General features: G+C 70.3%; 14 protein-coding genes. 12 read left to right on the forward strand and 2 right to left on the reverse strand.

Annotated features, from left to right (window positions below):
• Positions 1-2: 2 nt before the first annotated feature.
• The gene (locus tag J7E88_RS08575) at positions 3-1,754 is read right to left on the reverse strand and encodes an ABC transporter substrate-binding protein (protein WP_215178872.1); all 1,752 of its coding nucleotides are present in this window, start codon (positions 1,752-1,754) and stop codon (positions 3-5) included.
• Positions 1,755-1,946: 192 nt separating this feature from the next.
• Between J7E88_RS08575 and J7E88_RS08580 the strand changes: the two genes are divergently transcribed.
• From J7E88_RS08580 to J7E88_RS35645, 10 genes are all read left to right on the forward strand, one after another.
• Entirely contained in the window at positions 1,947-3,110 is a 1,164-nt protein-coding gene (locus tag J7E88_RS08580) for an FAD-binding oxidoreductase (RefSeq protein ID WP_215178873.1), read from the forward strand.
• 105 nt (positions 3,111-3,215) lie between these two features.
• A complete protein-coding gene (locus J7E88_RS08585) occupies positions 3,216-3,539 on the forward strand; it encodes a (2Fe-2S)-binding protein (protein ID WP_215178874.1) in 324 nt (107 codons plus the stop codon).
• Positions 3,511-4,959 carry an NAD(P)/FAD-dependent oxidoreductase gene (locus J7E88_RS08590; RefSeq protein ID WP_215178876.1) on the forward strand — a complete coding sequence of 483 codons (1,449 nt, stop codon included), beginning with the start codon at positions 3,511-3,513 and terminating at the stop codon, positions 4,957-4,959. Before J7E88_RS08585 ends, J7E88_RS08590 begins: the two co-directional genes overlap by 29 nt.
• A 75-nt stretch (positions 4,960-5,034) precedes the next feature.
• Positions 5,035-5,943, forward strand: coding sequence for a dihydrodipicolinate synthase family protein (locus J7E88_RS08595; RefSeq protein WP_215178877.1), 909 nt, complete (start codon positions 5,035-5,037; stop codon positions 5,941-5,943).
• Between the two features lie 49 nt (positions 5,944-5,992).
• Positions 5,993-6,997 carry a proline racemase family protein gene (locus J7E88_RS08600; RefSeq protein WP_215178879.1) on the forward strand — a complete coding sequence of 335 codons (1,005 nt, stop codon included), beginning with the start codon at positions 5,993-5,995 and terminating at the stop codon, positions 6,995-6,997.
• A complete protein-coding gene (locus tag J7E88_RS08605; RefSeq protein WP_215178881.1) occupies positions 6,994-8,376 on the forward strand; it encodes an aldehyde dehydrogenase in 1,383 nt (460 codons plus the stop codon). The genes J7E88_RS08600 and J7E88_RS08605 overlap by 4 nt, the downstream gene beginning before the upstream one ends.
• Positions 8,377-8,424: 48 nt before the next feature.
• Complete coding sequence (locus J7E88_RS08610; protein ID WP_215179013.1) at positions 8,425-9,111, forward strand: GntR family transcriptional regulator; 687 nt, start codon at positions 8,425-8,427, stop codon at positions 9,109-9,111.
• Between the two features lie 154 nt (positions 9,112-9,265).
• Entirely contained in the window at positions 9,266-10,531 is a 1,266-nt protein-coding gene (locus J7E88_RS08615) for an alpha/beta fold hydrolase (RefSeq protein ID WP_215178883.1), read from the forward strand.
• 32 nt (positions 10,532-10,563) lie between these two features.
• A complete protein-coding gene (locus J7E88_RS08620; RefSeq protein WP_215178885.1) occupies positions 10,564-11,751 on the forward strand; it encodes a M6 family metalloprotease domain-containing protein in 1,188 nt (395 codons plus the stop codon).
• A 278-nt stretch (positions 11,752-12,029) separates the two neighbouring features.
• Complete coding sequence (locus J7E88_RS35645; RefSeq protein ID WP_374196251.1) at positions 12,030-12,446, forward strand: hypothetical protein; 417 nt, start codon at positions 12,030-12,032, stop codon at positions 12,444-12,446.
• A 209-nt stretch (positions 12,447-12,655) separates the two neighbouring features.
• Here the strand turns inward: J7E88_RS35645 and J7E88_RS08630 are convergent, their stop codons facing one another.
• Complete coding sequence (locus J7E88_RS08630) at positions 12,656-13,339, reverse strand: hypothetical protein (protein ID WP_215178887.1); 684 nt, start codon at positions 13,337-13,339, stop codon at positions 12,656-12,658.
• Between the two features lie 499 nt (positions 13,340-13,838).
• Here J7E88_RS08630 and J7E88_RS08635 point away from each other — a divergent pair, with 499 nt between their 5' ends.
• Together J7E88_RS08635 and J7E88_RS08640 are read left to right on the forward strand one after the other, a co-directional pair.
• Entirely contained in the window at positions 13,839-14,135 is a 297-nt protein-coding gene (locus J7E88_RS08635) for a hypothetical protein (RefSeq protein ID WP_215178889.1), read from the forward strand.
• A 359-nt stretch (positions 14,136-14,494) separates the two neighbouring features.
• Entirely contained in the window at positions 14,495-14,914 is a 420-nt protein-coding gene (locus J7E88_RS08640) for an Imm10 family immunity protein (RefSeq protein ID WP_308307419.1), read from the forward strand.
• The last annotated feature ends 98 nt before the right edge of the window (positions 14,915-15,012 follow it).

Raw genomic sequence — 15,012 nt, forward strand, 5'->3', positions numbered from 1 at the left:
CTTCAGTCCTGGTTGTCGCTCTTCGAGGGGTCCTTGAGGCCGATCGTGGCGTAGTCGATCTGGCCGCCGAAGGAGTTGTGGCCGAAGGCGCCGGCGATGTTGGGGCCGAGCACCAGCGGCCAGCGCTCGACGATGGTGGGAGCGGTCGGAGCCTTGGCGAGGATCTCGCCGTCCAGGTCCTGCCAGGCCTTGTTGGCCTGTGCGGCGTCCGCCATGGCGGCGATCTCGTCCATCCGCTTCATGGTCGGCTCGTCGCGGAAGAGCGAGTGGTTGCCGGAGTTGCCCTTCTCCTTGATGTAGCGGCCGTCGAAGACGAAGGGCAGGAAGGTGGAGCCGGAGGGGTAGTCCGGGCACCAGCCCGTGTAGACGAGGTCGGTGCGGTTCTTGGTGTCGCCGATGGTGTCGTAGAAGGCCGACGGGTCCACCGTCTCGATGGTGACCTTGATCCCTGCCCGGCCGAGGGCCTGCTGGATCGCCTCGCCGACTCCCTTGTCGCCGTTGGAGACGGTGATGCTGGTGGCGAAGCCGTCCGCCTTTCCGGCCTCCTTGAGGAGCTGCTTGGCCTTCTCCACGTCACCGGTGACGGGGATCTTCAGGGTGTCGGGCTGCTTGCCGCCGAAGAGGGAGGCCGGCATGAGGGCCGTGGACAGGTCGTTGAGTGCCGGACCGCCGTTCGCGGTCAGGATGGCCTCGCGGTCGAGGGCGTACTGCACCGCCTGGCGGACCTTGATGTTGTCGAACGGCGCACGGCCGGTGTGCATCTGCACCATGTCGTGGCAGTTGCTCGACTCGGCCAGCAGACGCGCCTTCACGTCGGGCTTGGTGAGCACCTTGGGCGTGCTCTCGGGGCGCAGCTTGCCCCAGGGCACGGCGGAGGCGTCGGCTCCCGTACCGGCGATGAGCCGGTCGTCGATCTGGTTCTGCTTGAGCCCCATCCTCACGACGATCTTGTCGGGGTAGGCCTTGCGCACGCTGTCGGTCTTCGGGTCCCAGTGCGGGTTGCGCACCAGCACCATCTGCTTGTCCCGGGCGTACGTCTCGATCTTGTAGGGGCCCGAGGAGAAGGGGCGGCTGTCGTACTGGGGGCCCTTGTCCTTGGCCTTGGGCACCGGGGCGAAGGTGGGCAGGACCGTCGCGTAGGGGAACTCGGCGAAGGGCTTGCGGAGTTCGAAGACGATCGTGTGGTCGTCGGGGGTCTTGATGGAGTCGAGATGCTTGCCCTTGGCCGGACCCTGGTACCCCTCGGCACCGGCGAGGTAGCGGGCCGCGTAGTCCGGGCCACCGGTCAGGTCGGGCGAGAAGGACCGCTCCACGTTGTACTTGATGTCCTGGGCGGTGACGGGCGAGCCGTCCTCGTACTTCAGCCCCTTCTTGAGCGTGAACGTCCAGGTCTTGGCGCCGTTGGAGGAGGTGCCGAGGTCCTCGGCGAGGTCGGGGATCAGCTCCCCGCCCTTGGCGCCGGGCTCCGCCTTGTATGTCACGAGGGTGCGGTAGAGCAGCCGCGTGCCGAAGTCCATCTCGTTCATGACCCAGTTGCGGGCGGGGTCGAGGTGCTGGAAGTCCTGGTTGGACAGGACGGTCAGGGTGCCGCCCTTCTGCGGAGTACCGCCGACTATCGCGCCGTTGTTGGCGGTCGCGGGATTCCTGCCTCCCCGGTCGTCGCCGGAGGACTTTTCGCCGGAACAACCGGCCAGGCCAAGGGTGAGGGCTGCCACCAGTGCGGTGGCGAGGGCGGTGGAGGTGCGCTTGTCCATCAGTGGTCACTCCGGGAGCAGCGATCGGCCAGCCGGGAGCGGCTGGAATGTGACCTGTAACATAGTAATGTGAAATTTTACTGACAAGGCGTGGGGGCGTCCGTTACCGACCTGTGTCCGAGCGGCTCGGTCGGTTCGGTTCGTTCGGCGAGGCCTCTTGGCAGAGGGAGTGCCATGTGAAATATTACTGCCGTGCCCACGAGAAATGCCCCGGACGTCATCGTCGTCGGCGCCGGTGTGATCGGCGCGGCCTGCGCCTATTACGCCTCTCAAGCCGGCCTCACCGCCACTGTCATCGATCGCGGCCCCGTCGCGGGCGGCACCACGGGCGCGGGGGAGGGAAACCTCCTGGTCTCCGACAAGGAGCCGGGCCCCGAACTCGAGCTCGCGCTCCTCTCCTCCCGGTTGTGGCTGGAGCTGGCCGACCGGCTCCCGCCACAGATCGAGTACGAGTCCAAGGGCGGCCTCGTCGTCGCCTCCGACGAGGACGCGATGCGCGCGCTGCGCGCGTTCGCGGCCGGACAGGAGAAGGCGGGTGTCAGTGCCCGGGAGGTCCCGCCCGAGCTGCTGCATGACCTGGAGCCCCACCTCGCTCCCGGCCTGGCGGGCGGCTTCCACTATCTGCAGGACGCCCAGGTCATGCCCGCCCTCGCCGCCGCGCATCTGCTGCGCGCGGGCGGCGACCGGGTGCGCCTGAGACTCGGGGAGGAGGTCACAGGCCTGCTCACCGGGGCCACCGGGGAAGTGCGCGGGGTCCGTACGACGGCCGGGGAGATCCACGCCCCGTACGTGGTGAATGCCGCCGGGACCTGGGGCGGTGAACTCGCGCGCCTGGCGGGAGTGGACCTTCCCGTACTGCCCCGCCGGGGCTTCGTCCTCGTCACCGAACCGCTGCCGCGCGTGGTGCGCCACAAGGTGTACGCGGCGGACTATGTGGCGGATGTCGCCAGCGGGTCAGCCGCGCTGCAGACCTCGGCCGTGGTCGAGGGCACCCCGGCGGGCCCGGTCCTGATCGGGGCCAGTCGGGAGCGGGTCGGCTTCGACCGGACGATGTCGGCGGAGGTGCTGCGGCGTCTGGCGGCCGGGGCCACGGCCCTGTTCCCGGTGCTTGCCGCGGTACGGGCGGTGCGGACGTACGCGGGCTTCCGCCCGTACCTGCCGGATCACCTGCCTGCGATCGGCGCCGACCCGCGCGTCCCCGGCCTGCTGCACGCCTGCGGCCACGAGGGGGCGGGGATCGGGCTGGCGCCGGTGACGGGACTGATCGTCGCGGGGTGCCTGACCGGTGATGAACCGCCGCTCGACATCCGCCCGTTCAGACCCGAGCGGTTCGCGTCCGCCTCCGCCTCCTGCTGAATCCGCCGGCAGGGCCGCCTGGGACTGGCTGCCTGCCGAGTCCTGTGCCGCCCGTGTCCGAAGCCGACCGGTGCTCCTGCCGCGCCGTCACGAGAGGAGGGCCCTGTGGCCCGCACGCCCGCCGACCTCGTCGGGGCACAACCCGATCCGCCGTTCGAGATCACCTTCGACGGCCGCCGCGTCACCGCCCAGCCCGGGCAGTCGGTCGCCGCCGCACTGTGGGCGGCCGGAATCCTCGCCTGGCGCACCACCCGCGTCGGCGGCCGGCCGCGCGGCGCGTTCTGCGGCATCGGCCAGTGCTTCGACTGCCTCGCCACCATCAACGAACAGCCCAACCGCCGGGCCTGCCTGGTCCCCGCCCGCCCCGGCGACACGATCACCACCCAGAAAGGACACGGCCATGACCGACCCAGCGTCCGGATCGTATGAACCGTACGACCTCGCGGTCATCGGCGCGGGCTCCGCCGGGATCGCCGGTGCCGTCACCGCCTCCGGACTCGGCCTGACCGTCGCCCTGCTGGACGCCTCCCCGCAGATCGGCGGGCAGTTCTACCGGCATCCCGCACCCGCTCTGGGGGCAGTGCGGCCCGAGGCCCTGCACCACGACTGGTCCGCTTTCTCCGACCTGCGCCGGCGACTGGCGGCGAGCGAGGTCACCCATCTGGCCGGACACCACGTGTGGAGCGTGATGAAGGAGGCCGACGGCTCATGGGCGGTGCACGCCGTCACCGGGGCCGACGGCACCGACGAGCGTCCCGCCCGGGTACGCGCCCGCGCGGTACTGCTCGCGACCGGGGCCTATGAGCGTCAACTTCCGTTTCCGGGCTGGACCCTGCCCGGTGTCGTGGGTGCCGGGGGCGCGCAAGCCATGCTCAAGTCCGGCCTGGTGCTGCCCGGCAGGCGGATCGTCGTGGCGGGCAGCGGTCCGCTGCTGCTGGCGGTCGCCTCGTCGCTGGCCGCGGCGGGGGCGCGGGTGCCGGCCGTGGTGGAGGCGTCCGGGTACCTGCGGTACACCCGCAGCCCCCGGGCGCTCGTGACCAACCCGCGGAAGGCGGCCGAGGCTCTGGTGCACGGCGCCGCGCTGCTGCGGCACCGGGTCCGGCTCCGACCGCGCAGCGCGGTGACCGAGGTGCACGGCACCGACCGGGTGGAGGCCGTCACGGTCACCCGCCTCGACCGTGACTGGCGGCCCGTGCGGGGGACGGGCCGGCGGATCACGTGCGATGCGCTGGCCGTCGGGCACGGACTGGCCCCCCAGATCGAACTGGCCACGACCCTCGGCTGCGCCACCCGCCCCCTGGCCGACGGCACAGTGGCTCTTGCCCTGGACGGCCTTCAGGAGACGTCGGTGCGCGGTCTGTGGGCGGCGGGCGAGACGGGCGGAGTGGGCGGCGCCGAACTGGCCCTTACGGAGGGAGAGCTGGCGGGCATCGCGGCAGCCGCCCGGCTGCTCGGACGCCGTACCGGCGACGGCCGGGTCCGTGCGCTCCAACGCCGCCGCGACCGGATGCGCGCCTTCGCCGACGTGATGGCCGCCGCCCACGCGCCCGGTCCCGGCTGGCCGGACTGGCTGGCCGACGACACCGAGGTGTGCCGCTGCGAAGAGGTCACCGCTGGGCGGGTCCGCGAGGCGGTCACCGACCTCGGGGCGCGCGACGCCCGGACCGTCAAGCTGCTCACCCGGGCCGGTATGGGCTGGTGCCAGGGCCGGATGTGCGGAACGGCCGTGGCCCGCCTCGCCGCACGCGACCGCGCGGCCGAAACGACCTGCGAGCGCCGCCCGTTCGCGGTGCCGGTTCCGCTGTCGGCGCTCGCCGCGCTCGGCGAACCCCCCGAGACCGAACACTGAATGCGACCCGCCCACCCTCGTGGACCTCGCACAACCATGAGTAGAACGTCACACCTTAAAGAGAGGTTCTTGGACATGACCGCCACCACCTGGAACAGCGCCCGCCCCTGGCGCGGCATCATGGTCGCCACCACCCTGCCCCTGCACGACGACCTGTCCGTCGACTACGACGCGTACGCCGAGCACGTCCGCTGGCTGATCGACAACGGCTGCGACGGCGTCGTACCCAACGGTTCGCTCGGCGAGTACCAGACCCTCACCGACGACGAGCGCGCCCGGGTGGTCCGTACGGCCGTCGAGGCGGCCGGCGACGGCGCGCGCGTCATGCCGGGTGTCGCCGCCTACGGCAGCGCCGAAGCCCGCCGCTGGGCCGAGCACGCGGCCGAAGCGGGCTGCGGCTCGGTGCTGCTCCTGCCGCCGAACGCCTACCGCGCCGACGAGCCGGCCGTGCGCGCCCACTACGCCGAGGTGGCCAGGGCCGGAGTGCCGGTCGTCGCCTACAACAACCCCATCGACACCAAGGTCGACCTCACGCCCGGCCTGCTTGCCCGGCTGCACGAGGACGGCGGCATCGTCGCCGTGAAGGAGTTCACCGGCGATGTCCGCAGGGCGTACGAGATCGCTGAACTCGCTCCGGGACTCGACCTCCTCATCGGCGCGGACGACGTGATGCTCGAACTGGCCGTGGCGGGCGCGGTCGGCTGGATCGCCGGCTACCCCAACGCCTTCCCGGCCAGCTGCGCCGAGCTGTACCACGCGGCGGTCGCGGGCGACCTGGCCACCGCCGTGCCGCTCTACACGTCCCTTCACTCGCTGCTGCGCTGGGACTCCAAGACCGAATTCGTCCAGTCGATCAAGCTGTCCATGGACCTGGCCGGCCGCCGCGGCGGCCCCACCCGGCCGCCGCGTCTGGCGCTGACGGGCGAGATCGAGGCCGGAGTGCGGACCGCCACCGAGAAGGCCATCGCCAACGGCCACCGCTGACCACGAGACTCGTTCACGAACGACACCGTTCCCGACAAAGGAGGCCCCCGTGCGTACGCGTCATGTCTTCCATGCTGTCGACTCGCACACCGAGGGCATGCCGACGCGCGTGATCACCGGTGGCGTCGGGGTGATCCCCGGCGCCACGATGGCCGAGCGCAGGCTGCACTTCATCGAGCACCTGGACCATCTCCGCACGCTCCTGATGTACGAACCACGGGGGCACGCCGCCATGAGCGGCGCCATCCTCCAGCCGCCCACCCGGCCCGACGCCGACTACGGCGTTCTCTACATCGAGGTCTCCGGAGTGCTCCCGATGTGCGGGCACGGCACCATCGGGGTCGCCACCGTTCTCGTCGAGACGGGCATGGTGCCGGTGAGCGAACCGGTCACCACCGTGCGGCTCGACACCCCGGCCGGCCTGGTCACCGTCGACGTGCAGGTGGCGGCCGGCGTGGCGGAATCGGTCACGCTCACCAACGTGCCCGCCTTCTGCGTCGGCCTGGACCGCAAGGCAGCCGTCCCCGGCTTCGGGTCGGTCACGTACGACCTCGCCTTCGGCGGCAACTTCTACGCGTTCGTCCAGCTCGACGATCTCGGGCTGCCGTTCGATCGTGCCCGCAAGGACGACCTGCTCGCGGCCGGCCTCGCGATCATGGACGCGATCAATGCGTCGCCGGACCGGCCCGTCCACCCCGAGCGGCCGGAGATCGCCGGAGTCAAGCACGTCTACCTCGCTGCCCCCGGCTCCGACGCCCACCACTCACGGCACGCGATGGCCATCCACCCCGGCTGGTTCGACCGCTCCCCGTGCGGCACCGGCACCTCGGCACGGATGGCCCAGCTGCACGCCCGGGGCGAGCTGCCGCTCGACCGCGACTTCGTCAACGAGTCCTTCATCGGGACCCGCTTCACCGGCCGGCTCATCGCCGAGACGGACGTCGGCGGGCTGCCCGCCGTCGTCCCGGCCATCACCGGCCGCGCCTGGATCACCGGCACCGCCCAGTACTTCCTCGACCCGGACGACCCCTTCCCCGGAGGCTTCCTCCTATGACCACGGCCGTCACGTCCATCACCTCCCGCAACCCGGCCGACCCGGCCGACGTCCTCCTGCGGATTCCGGCGCCCGGCGCCTTCGCGGCGGCCGACGCCGTCGAGCGGGCCCGTGCCGCCCAGCCCGGCTGGCTGCTCGCCGGAGCCGCCGCCCGCTCCGCCGCCCTCGGCGCGGTCGCCGCCGCCATCGACGCCGCGGCGGATGAGCTGGCCGCACTCGCCGTCCGCGAGGTCGGCAAGCCCCTCACCGAGGCCAGGGCCGAAGCCGCGCGGACCGCCGCGATCTGGCGCTACTACGCCCAGGCCCCCTACGAGCCCACCGGCGTCGTCCACGAAACCGCCGCGGGCTCCGGACTGCTCCTGACCCGTCGCCGTCCGCACGGTGTGGCAGGGCTGATCACGCCCTGGAACTTCCCCTTCGCCATCCCGAGCTGGAAGGCCGCCCCGGCGCTCGCGGCCGGCAACACGGTCGTCCTCAAGCCCGCCCCCGAGGCCACCGCGTGCGCCCAGCGTCTGGCCGAGATCGTCCAGCACAGGCTGCCGGCCGAGGTGTTCACCGTCCTGCCCGGCGGTGCGACCGAGGGCAACGCGATCGTCTCCGCCGCCGATGTCGTCTCCTTCACGGGTTCGACCGCCGTCGGTCAGGCCGTCGCCCGGGAGGCGACAGCCCGGGGCGTCCCGGTCCAGGCCGAGATGGGCGGCCTGAACGCGGCGATCGTCCTGCCGGACGCCGACATCGAGCAGGCCGCGGCCCACATCGCCGGCTCCATCGCCGGGTACGCGGGGCAGAAGTGCACCGCCACCAGCCGGGTGATCGCGGTCGGCACGGCCCTCGACCCCCTGCGCGAGGCGCTCTCCGAAGCGCTGCGAGCCCTCCCGGTCGGTGACCCGGCCGATGCGGCCGTCATGTGCGGGCCCCTCATCGGCGAGAACGCGCGCGACCGGGTGAGCGACGCCTGGCAGGGCCTGCCCACGCTCGTGGGCGGCACGGTGCCGTCCGGTCCCGGCTGGTACGCGGTCCCGACCCTGGTCGAGAAGGTCCCCCAGGGGCACCGGCTGCTGCGAGAGGAGGTCTTCGGCCCCCTCGCCGCCCTGCTGCCCGCCGACGACCTCGCCCACGCGGTACGGATCACCAACTCCGTACCGTACGGCCTGGTCACCTCGGTGCACACGGCTGATCTGAACACGGTCCTGCACGGGCTCGACCGGCTGGACACCGGCATGATCCGGATCAACGCCCCCTCCACAGGCGTCGACTTCCATCTGCCGTTCGGCGGAGCCAAGGAATCCAGCCATGGGCCGCGGGAACAGGGCCGGGCCGCTCTGGAGTTCTACACCTCCAGCCGCACCTACACCCTCCTACCTGCGGGAACAACGTGACATTGTACGGTGGTGGTCCGTACCGAAAACGAAGGGACCACCACCGTCATGGGGCACCTGACCCGCCGTGACCTGAACGCCTCCCGGGAGCGGCTGCGCGACCAGGTCGCCCATGCCCTGCGAGCCGCCCTGATCTCGGGTGAGCTGCGGCCGGGGGTGGTGTACTCGGCGCCGGCGCTGGCCGAGGACTTCGGCATCTCCGCCACCCCGGTCCGCGAGGCGATGCTCGACCTGGCCCGCGAGGGCCTTGTCGAGCCCGTCCGCAACAAGGGCTTTCGGGTCACCGAGGTCGACGAGCGCGACCTCGACCAGTACGCCGAGATCCGCGCGCTCATCGAGGTCCCCACGGTCGGCCGGCTCACCCGCACCGCCGACCGCGCGGATCTCGAGGCGCTGCGGCCGGTCGCCGAGGAAATCGTGCGCGCGGCCCGTGAGCACGACCTGATCGGCTATCTGGAGGCCGACCGCCGCTTCCACCTCACGCTGCTCGGCCTCACGGGCAACGACCGCCTCGTCGAGACCGTCGGCGACCTGCGCAAGCGGTCCCGCCTGTACGGACTCACCGCCCTGGACAAGCGCGGTGACCTGATCCCATCGGCCGAGGAACACCTGGAGCTTCTCGACCTCATGCTCGCGGGCGACACCAAGGGCGCGGAGAAGTGCATGACCAAGCACCTGGGGCATGTCCGCTCCCTGTGGGCCAGGAGCAAGGGGCCGGCGGGCACCGCCGGGTAGCGCCTCGGCCGGGTAGCGCTCGGCTGCGGCGAGGAGGTTCATAACGCGGGGTTATGCGCAAGCGAGGGCTCCGCGGAAAGGGGAGGCTGGTTCAGACTGGCTATGCAATGTCACATCGCACTCGGCCACCTCGCCTCGGCCGTGAAAGGGATCCATGAACCCCGCGTACGCGACCGTCGACCACGTCTTCACCGTCCCCCTGGATCACGAGGCCCCCGAGGGCCCTGCCATCGAGATCTTCGCCCGCGAGGTCGCCGATCCCTCCCGTTTCGGCGAGCAACTGCCCTGGCTGCTCTATCTCCAGGGCGGACCGGGCGGTAAATCACCACGCCCGTCAGCCGGTTCGCCCGGCTGGCTGCCCCAGGCGCTGAAGACCCACCGCGTACTGCTCCTCGACCAGCGCGGCACCGGCCGCTCCACGCCCATCACCGCGCGTTCCGCCTCCCGGTTCGCCTCGGCACCCCGACTTGCCGCGTATCTGGCCCACTTCCGCGCGGACGCGATCGTGGCGGATGCGGAACTGATCCGCCGCAGGCTCTGCGGCGACACACCCTGGGAGACGCTCGGCCAGAGCTACGGCGGCTTCATCACCCTCACCTATCTCTCCCGGGCACCCGACGGCCTGCGGGCCTGCTATGTCACCGGCGGCCTGCCCGGTCTCACGGCCACCGCCGACGACGTGTACGCCCGCACCTACCCGCGCGTACGCGACCGGGTCCTCGACTTCTATGCCCGCTACCCGGACGACGCCCCCCGCCTGAGGAAGATCGCCGATCTCCTCACGGCCGGCGACGTCCGTCTGCCGGACGGGGACCGGCTCACCCCCCGCCGCCTGCGCACCCTCGGCCTGGCCCTCGGCATGGGCGACGGATTCGAGCGCATCCACTGGCTGCTCGACCAATCCCTGGACGCCGACGGCGAGTTGACCGACACGTTTCTCCACCAGGTGATGGCCCTGACCGGCTTCACGGACAACCCGTTGTTCGCCGTCATGCAGGAGACGTTGTACGGCCAGGGCGCGGGGCCGACCGACTGGGCGGCCTCCCGGGCCCTCGCCGACTTCAGCGAGTTCGCCGAGGACGCGGACCCGTTCCTCCTCACCGGAGAAATGATCTACCCCTGGATGTTCCGGGACGTCGCGGGCCTGCGCCCCTTCGCGGACGCCGCCGACCTCCTGGCCCAGCGCACCGACTGGCCCCGGCTCTACGACCCTCACCACCTCGCCGCCAACCAGGTCCCCCTCGCTGCCGTCGTCTACCACGACGACATGTACGTCGACGCGGGCCTTTCCCTGCGCACGGCGCGCGAGGTCGGCTCGACCCGGGTCTGGGTCACCAATGAATGGGAGCACGACGGCGTCACCACCTCCGGTGGCGCCGTCCTGGCCCGCCTGATGGACCTGGCCGCAGGCCGCGCCTGATCGGTCCCCACCTCACCATCGATGGGAGTCACATGCCCACTTCGCCCCACCGCCTGCGCCCGTTCGCCGTGGCGGTCGCCCTTCTCTCCTGCGTCGCCGCATCCACCACGGCGACCGCGGCCGAGAGGCCCCATCCCCCCGCCCCCGCCGCCGATTGCGCACTTCCCGGCAGAACGGGCTGGACCGACGAGGGCCACGACACCGACCGCGCCCAGTTCCAGCCGTCCACCGGCACCCGCCGTGTCCTGACGCTGTTCGTCGACTTCCCCGACGCGCCGGCCACCGACTCCACGGACGCCTACGCCGCCCAACTCGCCCCCGCCGTCGACTGGATGCGCACGGCCAGCTACGGCCGCTCCCGCCTCGCGATCAGCTCACTGCACCGCTGGATCCGCATGCCGGCGGACTCCGCCTCGTACGGATTCGAGCGCGGCCTCACCTTCGAGACCCACGAGAAGTACGTACGCGACGCGATCGCCGCCGCCGACCCGCACGCGGACTTCTCCCGCTACGACATGGTCTACGTCGTGCCCACCAAGGCGGCGGCCGCCATCTCCTTCTCCCCGACCTATCTCTACGACCCGGCCACGTCCGGCGTGAGGGCCGACGGCACCCGTATCAAGTGGGGCGTGACGTTCGGTCAGGACCTCTGGCGCTGGGGCCCCAAGGTCGTCGCCCACGAGACCGGCCACACCTTCGGACTGCCGGACCTCTACTCCTTCACCGGCGCCACCCACCAGTACGCCGGCGGTTGGGACGTCATGGGGAACATCGCTGGTCCCGCCCCGCAGTTCCTCGGCTGGCACTCCTGGAAGCTCGGCTGGACGCGCGACCGCCAGGTGGCCTGCCTGCCCGCCCCCGGAAACCGCACCGTACGGCTGACACCGGTGGAACGCCCCGGTGGCACCAAGATCGCCGTGCTGCGCACCAGCGAGACCACGGCGTACGTCGCCGAGTCCCGCCGCGCCGATGGCAACGACCGCGACGCCTGCTCCACCGGCGTCCTCATCTACAAGGTCGACTCCGCGACCCCGACCGGTGAGGGCCCGGTCCGGATCATGAACGGCAACCCGTCCGCGACACCGCCCCCCGGCTGCACCCAGCTCGACCTGGCGGCGTACGCACCCGGCCAGACCTTCACCGATCCAGACACCGGAGTCCGGATCGAGGTCCTCGAGGGCGGCAGAGCGGGGGACGTGGTGCGGCTCGACAAGTCCTGAGGCCGGTGCCGCCGACGGCCGGGTCTGCGCCGTGAGCCGGTATCCGACCCGGCCCGCCACCAAGGCCAGGACCGCGAGCACGGCCCGAGTGCCTTGCCGGTCCGGGGGCGTGCCGCGGCATGGCCGGCGGGCGGTGCGCCCTGGCCTGGCCGGGGGCCGCGGTCGTGTGCCGGCCGCCGGGCCGCCGCGGGGTCTCCAGCGCGCCGCCGACACCGCCGGGGGGCTCGCGGTCGGCCGGGTCGCTCGTCCGATGAACTGCTGCGCAAGGCCCTGCGGAAGTGGGCCCTTGTCCTCCCCGGCCCGATGAGCATGAGCTGCCGGCAGAGATCGGCAACGTCCTGCACTGGGCAGCCAAGGCTTCCCGGCCTCTCGCCGACCTGGCCGACCCGGTGATCGGGCGGGCCGTTCTCGACTCGCTCAAGCTCAAGTCGGACGGCACCGCGGCGGCTGCCGAGACCGTACAACGCAAGCGCCGAACCCTCGGCAACGCAGTGCACTGTGCCGTGGACCTGGGGGAGTTCCCGGACGCCATCCTCCGCGAGCACATCGACACCTTCGGAACCGCCGTCGACGGCCGCCTGTTCTTCAGCGAGAACGTGGGAGTGGTGTCGTCCTCGACCTACTACCGGGCCTGGCAGGAAGCCCGGACGCTGGCGCTCCCGCCGGCCGCCACTCCGCGCTCTCCACATGGCTGACGCCGGAGTGGATGCCATCGAAGTGGCTGAGCACGCCGGCAACAGCGTAGAGGTCCTGCTCAGTCGGTACGCCAAGTGCCTCGACGGCAGGCAGGAGGTGGCCAGTAGTCCCATCAAGGACCTGTTGCGATGAATACGAGTGACGGCGATCAGCTAATAGCCTCGTAGGCCCCGGAACTGTCCCGGGGCCTACGACCCTCTCTTTCAGATCACGCGATCGTTGGGGCCGCTCGCTGATCCGACCTCAACGAGTGGTAGTCGGGCGGCAGGTCCCCGCCCAGAACCGCTCGCCCCTCCGCCACGATTCGATCGTGGATGTCCCACCGCGCCTCAACCTCACGCCGTTGTTCCGGAGTCTGGTGGTCCTCCACGCAGCCCGGATCAGCCGCGTGCGCCCGTCCAAGGTCCTCGATGACCGCGAGCTCCGCCGCGTACTTCCTGCACAGCTGATCTGTGAGGTCGGCCAGGTTGTTCGGTCCGGCGAGGCCAACGATCACCTGGTACTCCCTGATGGAACGGGCCGCCTCCCTCGCCGCCACAACGGCAGTCAGCAGCTCTGCTTCCCTTTCTCCACCAAGCGGCGCGGCCCATGCCGCCATGAACTTGTCGTCGGCCTTATGGCAGGCACAAAGAAACCCCGCGTACGCGCCCTGCCGCACCTCGTGCTGCCGCCCCAGGCGCTGTTCCAGCCGGTCCCGTTCTCTGTCTGAGCTCTCCTGCCGCGCCTTGAGCACTGTGAACGCTCCTGCGACCGACCCGCCGGCGAGAGTCCCGAAGACTCCGATCAGCGCCCCCATCAGCTGTGACACTCGCTCCCCCTGTGTGCTCCATGATGTCGTGTCCTGTATGAGCCTTCCCAGGAAGACGACGGGCGATCCGGTGGCGGCCAACACGGTTTTCGCGATGAGTACTGCGAGTCCTGTGGCTGTGGGCCATGCCTCGCGAGCCCCCGTTCATGTCGCTGATTGACCTGGGCCGATGTCCAAGGTCGTGTCCACGCGAAGACCCCGTCTCAGCGAAAGCGCTGGCGGCGGGGTCTTTGGGCACTTCCTGCGATGTGACCGCGGCAGGATTCGAACCTGCGCACACGGCCCCGCAGAGCCTGATCAGGAAGTGTGCCATTGAGGGCTTGACCTGCAAGAATACGGTTCAAAGATCACGTACGTGTCGGTCTCGCACGCCACTCACACGGAGGGGTGTTCATCCGAAGACGCGGAGCATGGCGCCGCCGGGGGTGCGGCTCTGGTGGTGTTCGAGCCGGTCTGAGCTGCTCGGGCAGGAATGACCTTCCCAGTCCACAATGGACTTGGTGAATGTGTGCGACGCGGCGTCCACCTCCCCACGCCCAGCGTCGAATCGTTGAACGGCACGACACCAAACGAGGAGGACCCCATGTACGTCGTGGTCCAGCACAAGATCTTGAACCCGGAGACAGCGTTTCCCCGCGGCCAGGCCCTTATCGACGGTATCGGGGCGCCCGATGGCAGCCGGGTGCTGCAGTTCTACCCACACGTCGACGGATCCGCCGTGACGTGCCTCTGGGAGGCAGAGTCCGTCGAGGACGTCCAGCGCTTCGCCGACGAAACTCTCGGAGACTCGAGCATCAACGTCTGCTACGAGGTCGACTCGGAGAAGGCATTCGCCGCCCCTCCACTCGGCCTGAGGCCGTCGTCGGCTCCTGCCACCTAAGAGGTCGTTTTCACCTGGTTTGCGTCGCATCATGTGTCACAGAGATGCATTCGCCTCTCATGCGTGTCGAGATTGCGCGCGGCCCGGAGGGGCCAATCGCCAATGTGCGCATGTTTTGGAGCGAGACAGGCTTCGAGGAATGAAACAGGCAATACGGTTGCCCGTTGAGTCTCGCCAGGCACTCTGATGCGCCAGCGCCTCAGAGGCTGACTCCCAACGCTGCGGCGAGTTGGGATGAAACAGACTCTCTAGATGAAAACGACCTCTAAAAGAGCGTTTTGCCCTGGCGGGGTGTTTGGTAATGCACCGCTGCGCCGACCGCACGGCATCGGCCGCCACAGGCCTGGTAGAACACGTGTGTGGGCTACAGGTTTGTTGCGAACATCGCCTACGGATGGCAGGAGAAGCGGCCGCCGGACATCTACGTCCCGACCGCCGGAGTTGCCGAGTCGGAAGACGAGGAGAGCTTCGCGCTCGAGTTCCAGGGTGGCTTCGAGGAAGCAGCCGAACAGGACATCCGCAACGGCAGCGACTCGTACTGCGTTTTTACCCCCGACCAGAACACCGCGTACGGATGCGTGCGCACTGCGGAGCTGGAAGGGAACCTCCTGCGGGTCACATTCGACCCTGCTTACCTGGAGGCCCTGTGCTTGGACGATCCAGTAGTTGAGGCAGTCCTGCGTGCGCCAGCCGAAGACGTAGCTCGTATGAGAGAGGCACTCACACGCATCCTCACCTACGGTCGCCCCGACGCGCTGCCGATTTTGATCGCAGTCTGAGTCTGCCGACACAGACGTGGTCAGGACTGGGCTTGATCCGTTTTGACGGACATCTGAGATCAGGGGTTCTGCCCCGGAAGGATGTCCATCATGGAGAG

This window comes from Streptomyces sp. ISL-10 (assembly GCF_018614575.1).
GTDB lineage: Bacteria > Actinomycetota > Actinomycetes > Streptomycetales > Streptomycetaceae > Streptomyces.

What these genes read in the sequence shown, in the direction of transcription:
- J7E88_RS08575 (WP_215178872.1), bottom strand. Translation starts at nt 1,754, where the DNA reads ATGGACAAGCGCACCTCCACCGCCCTCGCCACCGCACTGGTGGCAGCC.
- J7E88_RS08590 (WP_215178876.1), top strand. Translation starts at nt 3,511, where the DNA reads ATGACCGACCCAGCGTCCGGATCGTATGAACCGTACGACCTCGCGGTC.
- J7E88_RS08595 (WP_215178877.1), top strand. Translation starts at nt 5,035, where the DNA reads ATGACCGCCACCACCTGGAACAGCGCCCGCCCCTGGCGCGGCATCATG.
- J7E88_RS08605 (WP_215178881.1), top strand. Translation starts at nt 6,994, where the DNA reads ATGACCACGGCCGTCACGTCCATCACCTCCCGCAACCCGGCCGACCCG.
- J7E88_RS08610 (WP_215179013.1), top strand. Translation starts at nt 8,425, where the DNA reads ATGGGGCACCTGACCCGCCGTGACCTGAACGCCTCCCGGGAGCGGCTG.
- J7E88_RS08615 (WP_215178883.1), top strand. Translation starts at nt 9,266, where the DNA reads ATGAACCCCGCGTACGCGACCGTCGACCACGTCTTCACCGTCCCCCTG.
- J7E88_RS08620 (WP_215178885.1), top strand. Translation starts at nt 10,564, where the DNA reads ATGCCCACTTCGCCCCACCGCCTGCGCCCGTTCGCCGTGGCGGTCGCC.
- J7E88_RS08635 (WP_215178889.1), top strand. Translation starts at nt 13,839, where the DNA reads ATGTACGTCGTGGTCCAGCACAAGATCTTGAACCCGGAGACAGCGTTT.